This window comes from Neomesorhizobium albiziae (assembly GCF_900114255.1).
GTDB classification, from domain to species: domain Bacteria; phylum Pseudomonadota; class Alphaproteobacteria; order Rhizobiales; family Rhizobiaceae; genus Neomesorhizobium; species Neomesorhizobium albiziae.
Genome location: NZ_FOSL01000002.1, coordinates 1 through 17,802 on the forward strand (window position 1 = coordinate 1; position 17,802 = coordinate 17,802).

A 17,802-nucleotide genomic window follows, 5' to 3' on the forward strand; every position below is an offset into this window, starting at 1 on the left:
GAGGGATTTGGGCAATAGCAAAACGGCGTCGCTGCGGGGGCCCGCCGAGGTTACGTAGGGACACGGCTTGCGCGCGTTTAAATTGTGTCCATACATATGCCATTGGGCGGCTAAATTCCGAAATGGCAACGACCGGCACTCAAGAACCGGGGTCAATTCTAAAAAGCCGACGAGGAACCAGGCACCAGGGAGGACCAAGTGGCGAAGGCAACAAGCAAACCAGCAGCAGCGGCAAAGGCGACCACCAAACCGGCAGCGGCGAAGACAGCCGCAAAACCAGCAACGGCAAAGCCGGCTGCGGCGAAGACGACAACAAAGCCCGCCGTAAAGACAACCGCCAAGCCTGCTGCGGCGAAAGCAGCGGCCAAGCCAGCGAAGTCCACAGCCCCCGCAGCCAAGGCGGCGGCGAAGACCGCTCCGGCCAAAGCAGCCAGGGCCACGCCAGCCGTGCCGCCGAAGAAAGTGGCAGCGCCGAAACCGGCGGCCTCCAAACCCGCCAAGCCGGCTCCGGCGAAGAAGGCAGCCGGGGCCAAGAGCGCGGCTGTGGAAAAGCCCAAGGCGGCCTCGCCCGTAAAAGCCAAAACCGCAGCGCCTGCAAAGACGGCGGCTCCCGCCAAGGCGACCAAACCCGCCAAGGCGACAAAGGCCGCGGCGCCCGCCAAGCCAGCGAAGCCTGCGGAAGCAGCAAAGCCGGCCGCGAGCGCAAAGCCCGCGGCCGCGGCTTCAACGGCGAAGAAGCAGGGCAAGCCGTGGCTCGCCAGCTATCCCGCGAACATGCCGACCGAGATCGCCGGACTGCCGGCGGACTCCATCGGCGACCTCCTGGTCACCGCCTGCAAGCAGTTTGCCGGACGCCCGGCATTCACCTGCATGGACAAGACGATGACCTATGCCGAGCTCGAAAGGCACTCGGCTGCGTTCGCCGCCTATCTGCAGTCCAAGGGCCTGGCGAAGGGCGCGCGCGTCGCCATCATGATGCCCAACGTCCTGCAATATCCGGTGGTGATGATGGCCGTGCTCAGGGCCGGCTATACGGTCGTCAACATCAACCCGCTCTACACGCCGCGCGAACTGGAGCACCAGCTCAAGGATTCCGGCGCGGAGGCGATCGTCATCCTGGAAAACTTCGCGGTGACGCTGCAGGCGGTGCTGGCGAAGACGCCGGTCAAGCATGTGGTTGTCGCCTCGATGGGCGACATGCTTGGGCTGAAGGGATTGATCGTCAACCTGGTCGTGCGGCGCGTGAAGAAGATGGTGCCGGCCTGGTCGCTGCCTGGCCACGTCAAATTTCCCGCCGCCATGAAGGAAGGTGCTGCCAGGAGCTTCAAGCCGGTGAAGGTGTCGCCAAGCGATATCGCCTTCCTGCAATATACCGGCGGCACGACGGGCGTTTCGAAGGGCGCGACGCTGCTGCACAGCAATGTGCTTGCCAACGTGGCGCAGAACGCGCTGTGGGTGGAAACCGCCTACATCAAGCGGCCGAAGCCGGCGGAACTGGTCTATGTCTGCCCGCTGCCGCTCTACCACATCTACGCGCTCACGGTGAACGCGCTGATGGGCATGTATCTCGGCTCTCACAACATCCTGATCCCCAACCCGCGCGACATCCCGGCCTTCGTGAAGGAGTTGCAGAAGTACCCGGTGAACGTGTTCCCCGGCCTCAACACGCTGTTCAACGCGCTGCTCAACAATGAGGATTTCCGCAAGCTCGACTTCAAGCCGCTGCTGCTCACCTTCGCCGGCGGCATGGCCGCGCAGCGGCCGGTGGCCGACCGCTGGAAGCAGGTGACCGGCTGCGTCATGTCGGAAGGGTTCGGCCTGTCGGAGACATCGCCGGTGGCCACCACCAACCGCTTCGACGCCGACGATTTCTCCGGCACGATCGGGTTGCCGATCCCGTCGACCGAGATCTCCATCCGCGACGACGACGGCAACGAAGTTGGGCTCGGCGAGGTCGGCGAGATCTGCATCAAGGGACCGCAGGTGATGGCCGGCTACTGGAACCGGCCGGACGAGACCGCCAAAGTGATGACCAAGGACGGCTTCTTCCGCTCCGGCGACATGGGCGTGATGGACGCGAAGGGCTTCACCAAGATCGTCGACCGCAAGAAGGACATGATCCTGGTCTCCGGCTTCAACGTCTATCCCAACGAACTGGAGGAAGTGGTGGCGCAGCACCCGGGCGTGCTGGAAGTGGCTGCCATCGGCGTGCCGGACGAGCATTCCGGCGAAGTGCCGAAACTCTTCGTCGTGAAGAAGGACCCCGAACTCACCGCCGAGACCCTGTTGACCTACTGCAAGCAGAACCTGACCGGCTATAAGCGGCCGAAATTCATCGAGTTCCGCACCGAACTGCCGAAGACCAATGTCGGCAAGATCCTGCGCAGGGAGTTGCGGGGGTAGCGCGATCGGAGGGTCACGCACCGGTCAAAATACTGACGGTTTGTGCTGCCCCTCACCTGCTACCGGCATCCTCTCCCCGTGAAAGACGGGGAGAGGAGACGCTCTTGCTACCGCTTTCACCAATCGCCAACGCTGCAGAACGAGCGCCGCCATTGCGGCCAGCCTCCTTCGCCCCGTTTACGGGGAGAGGGGGGACGGAGGCGTTGCTCTCATTTGAATTGACGTGTCAGACCTTGCCGGCATGTCGTTTCAGTTCAGCTCGGAACCACAGAGCCCTTCACGCCGTTATCACCTCGTAGTCGCCATTCACTCATGAGGGGAATCACAATGGCCGGAAGCATGCTGATCAGCGTCCTGATCACCTTTCTCGTAATCGTTCTGGTCCTATGGCTCGTCAATCGACTGCCGCTGGACGGACGGACCAAGCAGATCGCGCAGATCGTCGTGATCATCATCGGCATCATCTCGCTGTTGAAATATCTGGCGGTGTTCTAGCCGAACGCACGTAGCAGTCGTTCAGCTTCATCCCGAAAGGATCCGACTCATGGCCGATACACCGAGCGAACCCAAAAGCAGACTGCCCACCCAAAGCGACGTGGGGGACGGCCTTGAAAAACAGGTCGCCCAGTTGAAGCGTGAGATCGCCAAGATCAACAAATCGCTGGCGGCACGTGCCGGGGAAGCCGCCGACCAGGTCAACGGCTGGTACGACACCGCGTCGGACCGTACATCGAAAGCTGCGCAATCACTGCGCAGCCAGGCGCACTCGGTTTCCGAGGTGGTCAAGGACAACCCCGGCACCGTTTCGTCGGCCATGCTGCTTGGCGGACTTATCGGCTTCGCACTCGGCGTTGTCTTCGCGCAGTGGGAAGCCTCCGGCAGCCGCTACAAGCACTGGTACGATATCCGTTAACGGCTCTGGCCGGCGGTTTGCTCGGACGCGTTAGCGTTGCGGCCAGCCTCCTTCTCCCATTACGGGGAGAGGTCCGGCCCTTCGACAAGCTCGGGAGGGATGAGGGCGGATTTTCCTTGAATTGAAACGTGTCAGACCTGGTCGGTCAGGTAGGCCGGCAGGTCGGCGATGGAGTTGAGAACGACGTCGGCAAGCGGCATCAGGCTTTCGCGGGTGCCGGTGCCCGAGAGCACGCCGATGGCCAGCGCGCCGCCGGCCTTCGCCATTTCAAGATCGTGACGGTTGTCGCCAACCATGGCGATTTCGGACGGCTTCAGGCCGGTGAGGTCGGAGAAGGCGTAGATGGAATCCGGCGCCGGCTTGGGATTGGCGACGGCATCGTAGCCATAGGCAGCGTCGAACATCTGCGCGATGCCCAGCGCCAGCAGCGTCTTCTCGGCGCCGCCGGTGGAATCGTTGGTGGCAAGGCCGATGCGGAAACCCCGACTGTGCAGGCTGGCGACGGCTTCCTTGCTGCCCGGAAGCGCGACCGACTGGGCGGCGCCCTCCTCCGCCGTAAACGTGTCGAAGAAATTGACCTTGGCCTGGCGCTCGGCTGGCGACAGATCGGGATACCACAGCGCCACGATGTCGGCATTGGTGCCTGCGGCAAACACCGAATCCGCCCTGAAGCAGTGTTTTTCGTAGTCGTAGCCGGCGGCTTCCATCAGCGTGTTGGCGTTGGCGCGGTCGCCGCCCGCCGCCTGCAGCGCCATCAGATCGCCGATGGCGAACCAGGTCGCCTGAAAATCGACCAGCGTGCCGTCCTTGTCGAACAAAATGCCCTTGATGACCGGCACGCGCCTACTCCCCTGCCCTGGAGCGGAATGCATTCAAGTTGAACCGGGCATTCCGCTCTGCCTGTTTGTTTACCCGCATTTGTGCGACGCCAGGCGATTCCACCTGGCTGCAAAATGCTTTAGAGCCCAATCCATTCCGGTTGAATCGGTATGGGGCTCTATCTCTTTGTTGGAGCATGATCTTTTCCAAAAACCGGTTCCCACTTTTCGGGATCATGCTCTAAGCCCGTGGATGTGGTGCACCAGACCGGCGGTGGAGGCGTCGCTTTCGGCGGCATCGCCTGTGCCCTCAACGACAGGCAGGAGATTGGTCGCCAGTTCCTTGCCGAGTTCCACGCCCCATTGGTCGAAGGCGTTGATGCCGAACAGCTGCGCCTCGACGAAGACGCGGTGTTCGTAAAGCGCGATCAGGCGACCGAGCGTCTTGGGGTCGAGCTTGTTGTAGAGGATGGTGACCGACGGGCGGTTGCCGGGGAAGACGCGGTGCGGGGCAATCGCGTTGACGTCGGCCTCGCTCATGCCCTTGGTCAGCATCTGGCGGCGCGCTTCCTCCAGCGTGCGGCCCTTCATCAGGGCGGCCGACTGGGCCAGGCAGTTGGCTAGCAACAGGTCGTGGTGGTGCTTCAGCTCCGGTTCATGGCCTTGCGCCGCCGCCAGGAATTCGACCGGTATGACATCGGTGCCCTGGTGCAGCAGCTGGAAGAACGCATGCTGGCCGTTGGTGCCGGGTTCGCCCCAGACCAGCGGGCCGGTCGGCGTCGTCACCGGCATGCCGTCGATGGTGACGCGCTTGCCGTTCGATTCCATGTCGAGCTGCTGCAGATAGGCTGGCAGCCGCGACAGGCGCTGGTCGTAAGGAATGACGGCGCGCGCCGGATATTTGCAGACGACGCGGTGCCAGTAACCGACCAGGCCCATCACCATCGGGATGTTTTCGAGCATCGGGGCGGAAGCGAAATGCGTGTCCATCTCATGCGCGCCGGCGAGGAAGGCGCGGAAATTCTGAGGACCGACGGCGATCATCACCGGCAGGCCGATCGCCGACCACAGGGAATAGCGCCCGCCGACCCAATCCCAGAAGCCGAAGACGCGGTCAGGCGCGATGCCGAAGGCGGCGACCTTGTCGAGCGCCGTCGACACCGCCGCGAAATGCTTGCCCACCGCCGCCTTGCCGAGGGCCGCCTCGATCCACCGGGACGCGGTCTCAGCATTGGTCATCGTCTCGACGGTGGTGAAGGTTTTCGAGGCGATGATGAACAGCGTGGTCTCGGGGTCGAGGCCTTTCAGCGTGTCGTGAATGTGGGCGCCGTCGACATTGGACACGTAGTGGGCGCGCGGCCCGTCGTGATAGGGCGCCAGCGCCAGCGTCGCCATGGCAGGGCCGAGATCGGAACCGCCAATGCCGATGTTGACGATGTCGGTGATCTTCTTGCCCGTCGCGCCGGCGGCGGCGCCCGAGCGGACGGCATCGGCAAAAGCCGCCATCGCAGAGAGCACCGCATGCACCTCAGGCATCACATCGACGCCGTCGACGGAGACGCCCTTTGCCGCGGGATTGCGCAGCGCCGTGTGCAGAACGGCGCGGTGTTCGGTGGCGTTTATGGTGTCGCCGCGCAGCATGGCGTCGCGGCGGCCAACGACATTGGCCTTTTCGGCAAGGCCTGCGAGCAGCTTCATCGTCTCGCCGGTGACGGCGCATTTCGACCAGTCGAACAGGAGGTCGCCCAGCCTCAGCGAAAACGCGGCGAAGCGGTGGGGATCGGCGGCGAAGGCGGCGCGCATCTCCATCGGGGATGACTCACGGTGGTTGCGCAATGCGGAAAGCGCTGCGCTCAAGGGGTGTTCAGCCACGGTCAAAACTCCTTGCAGAATCCGAAATCGGCGCGACCATATCAGACCGGCCGCGCTTTGAAGCGCCATCAAACTTCTTCATTCGAAAATTTCGGCGGCACAGTGGCCCAAGGGCATGGTTCACTGGCATAAATCATACCGATTAGAAAAATTCATTGGTGCAAGGGTTTGGACCAGTAATACAAATTTGTGGGCCAGCGGGATTCCCCATCGCAGGCGAGGATGAGCATTATGCCACAGAGAAACGACACCGCGATCTGGTCGGGACTGTTCCGGATTTCCGCCGAGTCCGGACAAACGCTGCAGGCGCAGATCCGCCAGGCGATCGTCGCCGCCATCCTCGACCGCCAGATCGCCGCCTCGATGCCGCTGCCATCGTGCCGCATCCTGGCCGAGAAGCTAGGCGTGGCGCGCGGAACCGTGGTGCTGGCGTTCCAGCAGCTGGTCGACCAGGGCTTCCTGATCGCGCGTGAGCGGCGCGGGCATTTCGTCAACCCGGAAGTTCTGGCAACGCCCGCCAAGCCGGCGCAGAAGACGGCCGAACTGGGCGACCAGGTTGACTGGAAGGCGCGCCGGCGGATCGCCGCCACCGACATGCCGCGGCCGGTGAAGCAGGACAACTGGATCAAGTCGTCCTACCCGTTCGTCTACGGCCAGTTCGACCCGGGACTGTTTCCGACCGCCGAATGGCGCGAATGCAACCGCATGGCGCTGGCGGTGCTCGAAATCCGCAACTGGGCGGCCGACATGGTCGACCGCGACGACCCGCTTCTGATCGAGCAGATCCAGGCGCGGCTGTTGCCGCGGCGCGGCATCTTCGCCAATCCCGACGAGATCATCGTGACGCTGGGCGCGCAGAACGCGCTCTACATGTTGGCGACGCTTTTGATGAGCAAGGGTTCCAAGGTGGCGATGGAAGACCCCGGCTACCCCGACGCGCGCTCCATCTTCCGGCTCGCCGGCGCCGACATCCTTCCAACGCCGGTCGACAGCCAAGGCATTGAAACGGCTGCGATTCCGTCCGATGCTGGCTTCGTTTTCGTGACGCCCAGCCATCACTGCCCGACCATGGTGCCGCTGTCGGCGGAGCGCCGGCAGGACCTGCTTGCCCGCGCCAGCCGCAACAACCAGGTCATCATCGAGGACGGCTACGACAGCCAGCTCCTCGACGAGGCGCCGCAGCAGGCATTGAAGAGCCTCGACCGTTCCGGACGCGTCGTCTATGTCGGGTCGATGTCGAAGACGCTCGCTCCAGGCCTGCGGCTCGGCTACATCGTGGCCTCCGCCGACCTGATCGCCGAACTCAGGGCGCTGCGCCGCTTCATGCTGCGCCACCCGCCGGCCAACAACCAGCGCGCGGTCGCGCTGTTCCTGTCGCTCGGCCACCACGAAGCTCTGGTGCGCCGCATGTCGGCTGCCTTCGACGAACGCCGCAAGCGGCTGGTCCACGCGATCTCGGCCTTCCTGCCGGAATGGCGCTCGACTGATTCGGCCGGGGGAACCTCGCTCTGGCTGGAAGGCCCGCGCGGCACGGACTCGCGATCGCTGGCCGATGCGGCGGCGGCGCGCAGCGTCATCATCGAGCCGGGCGACCGCTTCTTCGACCACACGGAAAAGCCGTCGCGCTTCATGCGGCTCGGCATTTCCTCGATCGCGCTGCAGCATATCGAGCCCGGTATCCGCGAACTCGCGACGGCCGCGGGCCGCCGGCCCGCCGCAGCCTGACGCCCGACCAACCGCAACACTGCCAGAACGGCGCTCCATCGGGGCGCCGTTCTGGCATAATCGCTGGCCCATCTGACCGCACATCGTGGCACAAACCAGCAGGCTAACTCCGCTGCATATTTCCCGAAATGGGGAACAGGGAAATGTCAGCAACCGGTTCAAAACCGGTCAGGCATAACCCGCAAGAAAAATGTGGAGCTTGTGCATGTCGGTGGCACTGGAGCAGCCGGATTCAACCACGGATAGCCGTTCGCGCCGCTCCGGAGGCCGCGAAGCGCGGCGAGCCATGCGCGCCGCCCCACTGGCCGACGATATCCGCCCGGTACGAGCCGGCCTTGAAGGTGGCAGGTACAAGGCGTTGGACCAGAACGACCTCGAACGCATCCACGAGGCGGTTCTCACCCTTCTGGAGACAGTCGGTTTCGCCAACGCAATTCCAAGCTGCATCGAGGCGCTGACGCGCGTCGGCGCCAGCTATGGTGATGACGGGCGCATCCGCTTTCCGCGCGAACTGGTGCTGTCGACGATCAAGAACGCGGCGCGGCATTTCACCCTGCATGGCCAGGACCCCAAGCACGACATGAAGGTGCAGGGAAAGCGCGTGCACTACGGCACCGCGGGCGCCGCGGTCCATGTGGTGGACGTGGAGAAGCGCGAGTATCGCGAGTCGCTGCTGCAGGACATTTATGACGCCGCCCGGCTGGTCGAAGGGCTGGACAACATCCACTTCTTCCAGCGTCCCATGGTGCCGCGCGACATTCCCGATCCGCTCGATATGGATTTCAACACGCTTTATGCCTGCGTGATGGGGACGACCAAGCATGTCGGCACCTCGTTCACGGTGCGCGAGAACGTGGCGCCGGCGCTGGAACTGCTCTACGCGATCGCCGGCGGTGAGGAGAATTTCCGTGCGCGGCCGTTCGTCTCCAACTCCAACTGCTTCGTCGTGCCGCCGATGAAATTCGCCGAGGATGCCTGCGGCGTGCTCGAGGCCTGCGTCGCAGGCGGCATCCCGATCCTCCTGCTTTCGGCCGGCCAGGCGGGCGCGACCGCACCGGCCGCGATTGCCGGCGCAGTGGTGCAGGCGGTGGCCGAAGTGCTGGCCGGCCTGGTCTATGTCAACGCGCTGAAGCCCGGCCACCCGGCGATCTTCGGCACCTGGCCGTTCGTTTCGGATCTGAGGACGGGCGCCATGTCGGGCGGCTCGGCCGAACAGGCGCTGCTCACGTCGGCCTGCGCGCAGATGGCGCAATTCTACGACCTGCCGGGCGGTTCGGCCGCGGGCATGGCGGATTCCAAGCTGCCGGACATCCAGTCCGGCTACGAAAAGGGCATCACCACTGTGATGGCGGGGCTGTCGGGCCTCAATCTCATCTATGAATCGGCGGGCATGCACGCCTCGCTGCTGGGCTTCTGCCTGGAGAGCCTGATCATCGACAACGACATGCTGGGCCAATGCCTGCGCTGCGTGCGCGGCATCGAGGTGACCGACGAAGCGCTGTCGATCGACACCATCACCGAGGTCTGCATGAACGGCCCCGGCCACTATCTCGGCAACGAGCAGACGCTTCGGCTGATGCAGACGGAGTATTTTTACCCCGCCGTCGCAGACCGCTACAGCCCGAAGGAATGGGGCGAGAAGGGCAAGCCCGACCTTCTGCAAAAGGCGATCGAGGAAAAGAAAAAGGTGCTGGCGACGCGTTTTCCCCGCCATGTGCCGAGGCACCTCGACGACCAGTTGCGCCTGCGCTTCGGCAACCTGATCCAATTGCCAAGAAGCGGCATGGGCGGATGAGGTGGGGACGGCAGAATGCCGATCGTCAGAATCGCCGAACTCGAGATCGATCCCGACCAGCTTGAGCGCTACAAAACCTTGCTCGCGGAGGAGATCGAGGCGTCGGTGACGAAGGAGCCGGGAGTGCTGGCGCTTTATGCCGTCTCGCTTGCGGGCAGCCCCGCTCAGATCCGGATCGTCGAGATCTACACCGACCAGCAGGCTTACGAGGCGCATCTGCGCACGCCGCATTTCCTCGCATACAAGACGCAGACCGCCGCCATGGTGCGCTCGCTTCGCCTTGTCGAAACCGACCCGATCCTGCTGCGCGCCAAGGGTGGGTGAGTGGGCCGCAGGCCCTGCGTTCAGGGGTCGTCAGGCCGAATCGAGGAAAGAAAGGTGCTGGCGACGCGTTCCCCCGCGATGTGCCGAGGTACGTCGACGACTAGTTGCGCCTCGCTTCGGCAACCTGATCCAATTGCCACGGAGCGGCATGGGCGGGTAGACGGGGACTGACGGGCGGACCCTGCCTGACCTGCCCGCCGAGCGTGCTTGCCCCTGCCAGCGTTCAGATTTCTTCGAAACCGCCGCCGGCCGCAACGATGCCGCCGCTGACGTGCAGTGCTTCGATCGCGCCATGCTGCTCGATCGGGGAAACGCCGACCCCATTCGTCTTGATCCCACCGGAAATTTCGATCTCTCGCACCGATCCGCCCGGCTTGATGCTGAGCCCGATGGCCGAAAGCGCGATAACCTTGCCCTTGACCAGCGACGGACCGGTGCCTCCGAAAGTCTCGATGCCGCGGTGCACGACGAGCCTGCCCACCGGCTGGCTGATCTGGATGCCGACAGCGCCGTCGGCATGGGTGATGACACGATCGAAGTCGGCAAGGTTTACCGTGCCGGTGTAGACATTGAAGCCGCGAGCGCCCCGGCCGAAAGTTTCGATCGGCGCAGTCACCTTCAATTCTTGCAGGATGCCGAAATTGACGAAACCGATGCCGCTGGAGCCGAACGAAATGATCTTCGCCTCCGCCGTCCAGCGGTCGACAACACCCCAATTGTCGAGCACCATATCGTTGACGCCGTACGTCACCACCGGACCCCGGTTGCGGACGGCATCGACATGGGCGCCATAAACTGTGAAGACGCCGCCGGTGATCTGGTCGGGTGTACCGGGCGCTATCCCGCCATCACTGTAGACCGCATCGGTTTCCAGCCGCCGCACGGTTAGTCGGCCAGCCTTGTCTCCGCCGCCACCGACAAAAATGCCGCTGCCGCGCACCGGGGCGCCGTCGCGGCCCGCAGAAAGGCCGACAAGATCGGAACTGATGGTGACGCCGGTGTCCTGCTGCATGTTCCACAGAGTGAACGCGCCTTGCAGAACGTAGACGCCGTAACCGTGAGGCCGATCTTTCTCGCCCCGCGCGTCGGCCGCAACGATGTCGAGGCCATTCACGTCGACATGACCACTGCGCACCTTGTCGCGCGCGAGAATCTGCACGCGCCCGGTGGTCGTCACGCTATGTAATTCGAGCCGCCCGAGGCTCGCCACGGAAGTGTCATTAAAAATCGCGCGCTTTTCCGCCGAGGCGTCGAGGCGAATGTTGTGGACACGGTTATCGGAGGAAAGCCGAAGGCCGTCCTTGCCTTTGGCGAAGGTGATGGCGGCGCCGGCGCCGTCGCCTCTCAATGACTGCCCCGGCATAAGGTTGACGGACGGCGCGTTCATCAAATTGCCGTAAACGACAATGTGCTGGACGTTTTTGTCCCTGGTCGCCGCGATCAGCGTTTCGACTGTCGAGACTGCTTTTTCCTGCGCGTTCATATCATAAAGGCCTTTGCCGAAGAATCAGTCGCTTACATGAGGGTTCACAGTGCGTTCAGGTGGTCACGCCGGCCGCAACCAGGGGAGGCGATCGAGCTGATCGGCACGAACAGAATAAGCATCACCATCAGCGATTGCTCACCCCGCTTCATGAATAGCCCAAACGCCAGTATACACCAACTGGTTGAATATGTGAGTGCAACATATACCCGAGTTTGTGCTTGCCCGTGAAGCAGCAACGGCGTCCCCGGATGGTAAGGCGCGCCAGAGCATAGGTCCGAAAAGTGCGCGGTGATCAGCCGGCGTTGGCTGTCCGCAATTCAGCCTGCACCGAACCCGCCGCAACGTCGCCGACCAGGAAAACCGTCGTCGCCTCGCCGCGCCCGCGCAACCGGTGCTCGCCCGCCGGGATGGTTTCGAATGAGTCGTCGAGCCGCGACGCCGTCTCGCCGGAAATGGCGATCGCGGCCGTTGCCCCCGGTTCGAGCTGCTTGCCGAGGTCCTGCAGGCGCTGGCTGATATTCACGGTGTCGCCGACGATCGTGTAGTTGACGCGGTCGGATGCGCCGATGTTTCCGACAATGACGGCGCCGGTGTGGATGCCGATGCGGACGCGAAGCGGCGCCCGGCCGTTCTCGACCGCGTGCCGGTTGTCGGCGGCCAGTTCCTCGCGAATGGCGGCGGCGGCTCGCACTGCCGCGGCGGCATGCCCCCTCAAACGGTCGGGCGCGCCGAAGAAGGCCAGCATGCCGTCGCCCAGGAACTTGTCGACCGTGCCGCCATGCGCGTCGACCGCGCGACACAGGATCGCAAAGTGATGGTTGAGGAGCCTGGCCGCGGCCGCGGCGTCCATCTGCTCCGACAGCGTGGTGAAGCCGACGATGTCGGTGAACATGACGGTGACAATGGCTTCGCGCGGCTCCGCGATGCCGACCTCTCCGGTGCGCACCAGCTTGGCCACCAGCGAGCGGGGGATATAGGTCGAGAATGCGCGCAGGCCGATCAGCATGGCGTTGAAGGCGGAAGCCTGGTCGTCGAGTTCCAGCACCCGGCTGCGCGGCAGCGGCGTCACGCCGTCGAGGTCGAAATCGGCAACGCGGGTGGCCTGGCCGGCAATGGCCTGGATCGGGCGCGACAGCCGCTTGCCGAGCAGGATCGCGACGATGACCGCCAGCAACATCGCTCCGAGCCCGAGCAGGGCAGAGCCCATGACACGCTCGATCTCGTCGCCGATCTGGCTGCTTTCGAAGTACGCGCCGATCGTCCAGGGCTGGTCGCCATAGCCGGAGATCTTGCGGGTGATGGCGACATAGGTGTCTTCCCCGTCCCACGAGCTGGAAGCGTCTTGGCCGCCGAGCTTGATCTCGGCGACCTCGACGTCGCGGGCGCGTTTCGAGCCGAATTCCTCCTCGGCCTTGCGGTTGGCATAGCCGGCCAGAACGGGATCGCCGAACGTGGCGAGCGGCGTCAGTGGCAAGATGCCGTTCTTCAGCGCATCCGGGCCTGCCAGGCGCGGATCCGCCAGGATCTTTCCCTCGCCGTCCAGAATGAAGGCATGGGTGCCGAAGCGCGAAGACAGTTCCTGGGTGATTTCCGACAATTTCTCCAGTTTGACGGCGGCGATCACCCAGGCCTGCGTGACGCCAGCGCGCACGAGCGGCGCCGAAACATTGGCGAACAGGCCGTGCTCATTGGCGACAAATGCGCCCCACTGGCGTCCTTCGACCTGGCGCCTGTGTTCCAGGGCGGCGCGAACCTGCGATGATTTCTCGGGCTCGGCGGGAAGCCGCCGGATCGTTCCCGTGGGATCGTCGCGCGCGGCTCCCGAGCAGACAAAATCCGGCGTGCAGATCAGCATCGCGTTTGCTTCCGGCGCTGCCGAAAGAGCCCCGACAAGTGCTGCCGACGCGGCGGCGTCATCGATCTGGAACTCGCCCTGGTTATAGAGCTGCGCAAGGCCGTCGACCGCGCTCTCGGTGCGCCCCATCTCGGCGCGCAGCGAGTCTTCCATCGCGTCGACCAGAAGCGTCGACTGGGCGCCGAGCAGGTCGAACGTGTTGCGGAAATTCGCGCCGACAGACAATGCCAGCACGCCGCCGACAGACAGGAATACGAGCGTGCCGAAACTCAGCGCCAGGATAAGCGCAACCGGGATGCGGCGCCGCTTCCTCTCGGGGCGAACCAGGCGCACTGGCTTTGCAGGCATGCTCATTCAGCCAATGTCGTAATGCATCCGGAAATTGCAAGCCCCGCAGGAGTTTTGCGCGAGCGACGGCGTTATCAACTTCCATGCCGAAGGCACGGCAAATGGCTGTGCCGGGAACCGCGCCGCGACCTAAGTGACGGCCTCGGGAATCCCAGCTTGCGGACGCCGAAGATTAAGAACAGTATTCGGGCGCGGGAGGGGCTCTGCCAGGAGGCCCCAATGAGTACAAATCCAGACGAAAAGGGTGTTGCCGCTTCTCCAAAAGAACATATGAGCCCTCAGCAACTGACACGCCGCAGCCTGCTTGTCTCCGGAACGGCGCTCGCGGCGGCCTCGGCGTTTGCGACCGCCGGCACGGTACGCAAAGCCCAGGCGCAACAGGCGGCCGGGGGAGCCGGCAGCCAGCCGAACATCCTTGTCATCTTTGGCGATGATATCGGCGTTCCGCAGATAAGCGCCTACACAATGGGGCTGATGGGCTACCGCACGCCCAACATCGACAGGATCGCCAGCGAAGGCGCGATCTTCACCGATTCCTACGGCCAGCAGAGTTGCACCGCCGGCCGTGCCTCCTTCATCCTCGGGCAGGAACCCTTCCGCACCGGGCTTTTGACGATCGGCATGCCAGGCGACCCGCACGGCATCCAGGACTGGATGCCGACAATTGCCGATGTGATGAAAACCCAGGGCTATGCCACCGGCCAGTTCGGCAAGAACCATCTCGGCGACCATGACGAACACCTGCCGACCAATCACGGCTTCGACGAGTTCTTCGGTAACCTCTACCATCTGAACGCCGAAGAGGAACCCGAAGGCTACTTCTATCCGAAGGATCCCGAGTTCAAGAAGAAGTACGGTCCCCGCGGCGTGATCCACTCCTATGCCGACGGAAAGATCGAGGACACCGGGGCGCTCAACACCAAGCGCATGGAGACGGTCGACGAGGAATTCCTGGCGGCCGCCAAGGATTTCATCGACCGCCAGCACAAGGCGAACAAGCCGTTCTTTGTCTGGTTCAACGCGACGCGCATGCACATCTTCACCCACCTGAAGCCGGATTCGCTCGGCAAGACCGGCAAGGGCATCCATGCCGACGGCATGGTCGAGCATGATGGCCATGTTGGCCAGCTCCTGCAGCAGCTCGACGATCTCGGCATCGCGGAAAACACCATCGTTCTCTACACCACCGACAACGGCGCCGAGATTGCGCTGTGGCCGGATGGCGCCATGACGCCGTTCCACGGCGAGAAGGGCACGACCTGGGAAGGCGGCTTCCGCATTCCCATGATGGTGCGCTGGCCGGGCGTGGTGAAGCCGGGAACGCAGATCAACGAACCGGTGACGCTGATGGACTGGATGCCGACGTTTGCGACTGCGGCGGGCGTTGCGGACATCAAGGAAAAGATGAAACAGGGATTCCAGGCCGGCGCCAAGACCTTCAAGGTGCATCTCGACGGCTATGACCTGACAGCTCTGCTCAAGGGCGAGGCGAAGGACCCGCCGCGCGACACGGTCTACTATTTCGACCAGGGCGGAAATCTCAACGCCATTCGCTGGAACGACTGGAAGCTGAGCTTCGCGAACGCCAGCCACGGCAACATTGCGACTGCGACGCGCGAGGTGCCGAGCTGGGCGCTGATCTCCAATCTGCGCATGGACCCCTACGAGCGCGGCCTGGAGGAAGGTGGTGGCGCACTCGACTTCCTTGCCCGCAACATCTGGCTGCTCGTACCGATCCAGGGCAAGATCAAGGAGTTCTTCGCCGACTTCAACCAGTATCCGTTCCAGACGGGCAGCACGCTGAATGCAAGCGGCATCAACTATGGCTGGCTACAGCAGCAAGCTGCCCTCAAGCGACTGAACGACCTGGAAAGCCTGGCGCCACGATGAGGGCAGATATCTGAATTAGGCGGCGCTGAGGCCGTAACGGTCGACGACCTCCGGGTTGATCAGCCTGGCGTGCAGCGCCAGAAGCACGATCTGCGCGTCGAGGCTGTCGCCGGTGTCGAGCGCCCTGTCGAGGCGGCGCTCGGTGCTGGCGAGCAGCGTCGGCCCGTTGCCGCGCTCGAACGCCTCCGCGCCCGCGACACAGTATCCGAACAGCTCGGCCACCGGCGCATAGGCATGCGGCGGCGGTTCGTCGGGCCAATGGTCCTTCATCAGATTGACGATGGTGAGTTTCACCCCTTCCGGCACCAGGGCGGGATGGAGATCGACGGCGCGCAAGGCCTGGTCAAGCTGGCGCAGATCGCCGGAGCGCCCGAAGATACCGAGAAAACCGAGAGATGAACGCCGTCTGGCCATGATGTCTCCGCCGATACCTCTTCGATGTAGGAGACGCGCGACGGGAAGGCAAACGGGTGGATTATTTCAGCTGCGCCCCCTCACCTTACCCTCCCCCGCGAAGGACGGGGAGAGGGACGGAGGCGTTGGGCATAACGAACCGCTAGTGATTGTCGCGGGGAATGCCCTTGGTCTGGGCGACCCGCTGGTATTTCACCGCAGGCTTCAGCACCATGCCTTGCGCCAGCTGGTCGACCATGCCGCGCTGGATTTCCTGCCACGGCGTCTGGTTCTTCGGGAAATGATAGCCGCCATTGTTTTGCAGTTCGGCGCGGCGGCGGGTGATCTCGTCGTCGCTGACCAGGATGTCGGCAGTGCCCTTCTTCAGGTCGATGCGCACGCGGTCGCCGGATTTCAGCAGCGCCAAGCCGCCGCCGACGGCGGCTTCGGGCGAGGCATTGAGGATGGATGGCGAACCCGAGGTGCCAGACTGGCGGCCGTCGCCGACGCAAGGCAGCGAATGAATGCCTTTTTTGATGAGATAGGCGGGCGGCTGCATGTTGACCACCTCGGCGCCGCCGGGATAGCCGACCGCGCCGGCGCCGCGCATGAAGAGCACAGTGTTCTCGTCGATGCCGAGTGCTGGATCGTCGATGCGGGCGTGATAGTCCTCCGGCCCGTCGAACACCATCGCCTTGCCCTCGAAGGCTTCCGGGTCCTTCGGGTTGGACAGGTAGCGGTCGCGGAATTCCGGCGAGATGACGCTGGTCTTCATGATGGCCGAATCGAACAGGTTGCCCTTGAGGTTGATGAAGCCGGCATGTTCCTTGAGCGGGCTCGCCACCTTGCGGATGACTTCGGTGTTGAGGTTCTCGGCGTCGCGGCAATTGTCGCCCATCGTCTTGCCGTTGACGGTGAGTGCATCGGGGTGCGGCAGCAGCCCCGCCTGCATGAGTTCGGCGACCACCGCGGGCACGCCGCCGGCGTGATGGTAATCCTCGCCGAGATATTCGCCTGCCGGCTGCAGGTTGACCAGCAGCGGCACATGGTGGCCGACTTTCTGCCAGTCGTCATTGTCGAGCTGGATGTCGAGATGGCGGGCGATGGCGTTGAGGTGGATCGGCGCGTTGGTGGAGCCGCCGATCGCCGAGTTGACGACGATGGCGTTTTCGAAGGCCTCGCGGGTCATGATGTCGGAGGGTTTAAGGTCCTCGCGCACCATGTCGACGATGCGTTTGCCCGTCTCGTAGGCGACCTGGCCGCGCTCCCGGTATGGCGCGGGGATCGCCGCCGAACCCGGCAATTGCATGCCAAGCGCCTCGGCCAGCGAGTTCATCGTGGTGGCGGTGCCCATGGTGTTGCAGTAGCCAACCGACGGCGCCGAGGAGGCGACGATGTCCATGAACTCGTCGTAGCCGATCTCGCCGGCCGAAAGCCGCTCGCGCGACTTCCAGACGATGGTGCCCGAGCCGGTGCGCTCGCCCTTGTGCCAGCCGTTGAGCATCGGCCCGACCGACAGAGCGATCGCCGGGATGTTGACGGTGGCGGCGGCCATCAGCAACGCCGGCGTGGTCTTGTCGCAGCCGATGGTCAGCACGACGCCGTCCAAGGGATAGCCGTAAAGCACCTCGACCAGGCCGAGATAGGCAAGGTTGCGGTCGAGCGAGGCGGTCGGCCGCTTGCCGGTTTCCTGGATCGGATGGCAGGGGAACTCGAAGGGAACGCCGCCGGCCGCCTCGATGCCGGAGCGCACGCGCTTGGCGAGCTCGATGTGGTGGCGGTTGCAGGGAGACAGGTCGGAACCGGTCTGGGCGATGCCGATCAGCGGCTTGCCGGACTGCAATTCCTCGCGGGTGAGGCCGAAATTCAGGTAACGCTCGAGGTACAGCGCCGTCATGCCGGGATTGTCGGGATTGTCGAACCATTCCTGCGAACGAAATTTCTTCTTGTGTGAACCGGCGCCGGCCATCGGAGACTCCT

At 63.9% G+C, this 17,802-nt stretch carries 13 protein-coding genes; 7 read left to right on the plus strand and 6 right to left on the minus strand.

The features are described 5' to 3' along the window. Positions 1-198 precede the first annotated feature (198 nt). The 3 genes from F3H98_RS03580 to F3H98_RS03590 all read left to right on the plus strand — a co-directional run bounded on the left by F3H98_RS03580 (position 199) and on the right by F3H98_RS03590 (position 3,316). Positions 199-2,403 (plus strand): long-chain fatty acid--CoA ligase, encoded by a 2,205-nt coding sequence (locus F3H98_RS03580; RefSeq protein WP_149758423.1) that lies wholly within the window; start codon positions 199-201, stop codon positions 2,401-2,403. 327 nt (positions 2,404-2,730) lie between these two features. After that, entirely contained in the window at positions 2,731-2,898 is a 168-nt protein-coding gene (locus F3H98_RS03585) for a Thivi_2564 family membrane protein (protein ID WP_149758425.1), read from the plus strand. 49 nt (positions 2,899-2,947) lie between these two features. After that, positions 2,948-3,316 (plus strand): hypothetical protein, encoded by a 369-nt coding sequence (locus F3H98_RS03590; RefSeq protein WP_149758427.1) that lies wholly within the window; start codon positions 2,948-2,950, stop codon positions 3,314-3,316. A 131-nt stretch (positions 3,317-3,447) separates the two neighbouring features. Here the strand turns inward: F3H98_RS03590 and F3H98_RS03595 are convergent, their stop codons facing one another. After that, positions 3,448-4,188: an HAD family hydrolase gene (locus tag F3H98_RS03595; protein WP_188130317.1), complete on the minus strand. Its 741-nt coding sequence runs from the start codon at positions 4,186-4,188 to the stop codon at positions 3,448-3,450. A gap of 180 nt (positions 4,189-4,368) precedes the next feature. Continuing rightward, positions 4,369-6,006 carry a glucose-6-phosphate isomerase gene (gene pgi / locus F3H98_RS03600; protein ID WP_280177963.1) on the minus strand — a complete coding sequence of 546 codons (1,638 nt, stop codon included), beginning with the start codon at positions 6,004-6,006 and terminating at the stop codon, positions 4,369-4,371. 231 nt (positions 6,007-6,237) lie between these two features. On the opposite strand from pgi, the gene pdxR reads away from it, so the two are divergent. The 3 genes from pdxR to F3H98_RS03615 all read left to right on the plus strand — a co-directional run bounded on the left by pdxR (position 6,238) and on the right by F3H98_RS03615 (position 9,850). Beyond that, complete coding sequence (pdxR, locus tag F3H98_RS03605) at positions 6,238-7,731, plus strand: MocR-like pyridoxine biosynthesis transcription factor PdxR (protein WP_149758433.1); 1,494 nt, start codon at positions 6,238-6,240, stop codon at positions 7,729-7,731. A 205-nt stretch (positions 7,732-7,936) separates the two neighbouring features. Beyond that, positions 7,937-9,526: a trimethylamine methyltransferase family protein gene (locus tag F3H98_RS03610; RefSeq protein ID WP_149758435.1), complete on the plus strand. Its 1,590-nt coding sequence runs from the start codon at positions 7,937-7,939 to the stop codon at positions 9,524-9,526. Positions 9,527-9,541: 15 nt separating this feature from the next. Then, entirely contained in the window at positions 9,542-9,850 is a 309-nt protein-coding gene (locus F3H98_RS03615; RefSeq protein ID WP_149758437.1) for a putative quinol monooxygenase, read from the plus strand. Between the two features lie 223 nt (positions 9,851-10,073). On the opposite strand, the gene F3H98_RS03620 is transcribed toward F3H98_RS03615, so the two are convergent. Together F3H98_RS03620 and F3H98_RS03625 are read right to left on the minus strand one after the other, a co-directional pair. Beyond that, positions 10,074-11,333, minus strand: coding sequence for a hypothetical protein (locus F3H98_RS03620; RefSeq protein WP_149758439.1), 1,260 nt, complete (start codon positions 11,331-11,333; stop codon positions 10,074-10,076). 295 nt (positions 11,334-11,628) lie between these two features. Further along, on the minus strand, positions 11,629-13,545 hold the full coding sequence (locus F3H98_RS03625) for an adenylate/guanylate cyclase domain-containing protein (protein WP_244621604.1): 1,917 nt from the start codon (positions 13,543-13,545) through the stop codon (positions 11,629-11,631). A 264-nt stretch (positions 13,546-13,809) separates the two neighbouring features. On the opposite strand from F3H98_RS03625, the gene F3H98_RS03630 reads away from it, so the two are divergent. Then, a complete protein-coding gene (locus F3H98_RS03630; RefSeq protein WP_149759273.1) occupies positions 13,810-15,429 on the plus strand; it encodes an arylsulfatase in 1,620 nt (539 codons plus the stop codon). Between the two features lie 15 nt (positions 15,430-15,444). Here the strand turns inward: F3H98_RS03630 and F3H98_RS03635 are convergent, their stop codons facing one another. Both F3H98_RS03635 and F3H98_RS03640 read right to left on the minus strand, forming a co-directional pair. Next, entirely contained in the window at positions 15,445-15,843 is a 399-nt protein-coding gene (locus tag F3H98_RS03635; RefSeq protein WP_149758441.1) for a hypothetical protein, read from the minus strand. Between the two features lie 142 nt (positions 15,844-15,985). Next, positions 15,986-17,791: an IlvD/Edd family dehydratase gene (locus tag F3H98_RS03640; RefSeq protein WP_149758443.1), complete on the minus strand. Its 1,806-nt coding sequence runs from the start codon at positions 17,789-17,791 to the stop codon at positions 15,986-15,988. Between the last annotated feature and the right edge of the window lie 11 nt (positions 17,792-17,802).

Excerpts from the sequence above, each read along its gene's own strand:
- pdxR (WP_149758433.1), top strand. The coding sequence starts at position 6,238 with ATGCCACAGAGAAACGACACCGCGATCTGGTCGGGACTGTTCCGGATT.
- F3H98_RS03630 (WP_149759273.1), top strand. The coding sequence starts at position 13,810 with ATGAGCCCTCAGCAACTGACACGCCGCAGCCTGCTTGTCTCCGGAACG.
- F3H98_RS03625 (WP_244621604.1), bottom strand. The coding sequence starts at position 13,545 with ATGAGCATGCCTGCAAAGCCAGTGCGCCTGGTTCGCCCCGAGAGGAAG.
- F3H98_RS03620 (WP_149758439.1), bottom strand. The coding sequence starts at position 11,333 with ATGAACGCGCAGGAAAAAGCAGTCTCGACAGTCGAAACGCTGATCGCG.
- F3H98_RS03585 (WP_149758425.1), top strand. The coding sequence starts at position 2,731 with ATGGCCGGAAGCATGCTGATCAGCGTCCTGATCACCTTTCTCGTAATC.
- F3H98_RS03590 (WP_149758427.1), top strand. The coding sequence starts at position 2,948 with ATGGCCGATACACCGAGCGAACCCAAAAGCAGACTGCCCACCCAAAGC.
- F3H98_RS03640 (WP_149758443.1), bottom strand. The coding sequence starts at position 17,791 with ATGGCCGGCGCCGGTTCACACAAGAAGAAATTTCGTTCGCAGGAATGG.
- F3H98_RS03610 (WP_149758435.1), top strand. The coding sequence starts at position 7,937 with ATGTCGGTGGCACTGGAGCAGCCGGATTCAACCACGGATAGCCGTTCG.
- F3H98_RS03595 (WP_188130317.1), bottom strand. The coding sequence starts at position 4,188 with ATGCATTCCGCTCCAGGGCAGGGGAGTAGGCGCGTGCCGGTCATCAAG.
- F3H98_RS03615 (WP_149758437.1), top strand. The coding sequence starts at position 9,542 with ATGCCGATCGTCAGAATCGCCGAACTCGAGATCGATCCCGACCAGCTT.
- F3H98_RS03635 (WP_149758441.1), bottom strand. The coding sequence starts at position 15,843 with ATGGCCAGACGGCGTTCATCTCTCGGTTTTCTCGGTATCTTCGGGCGC.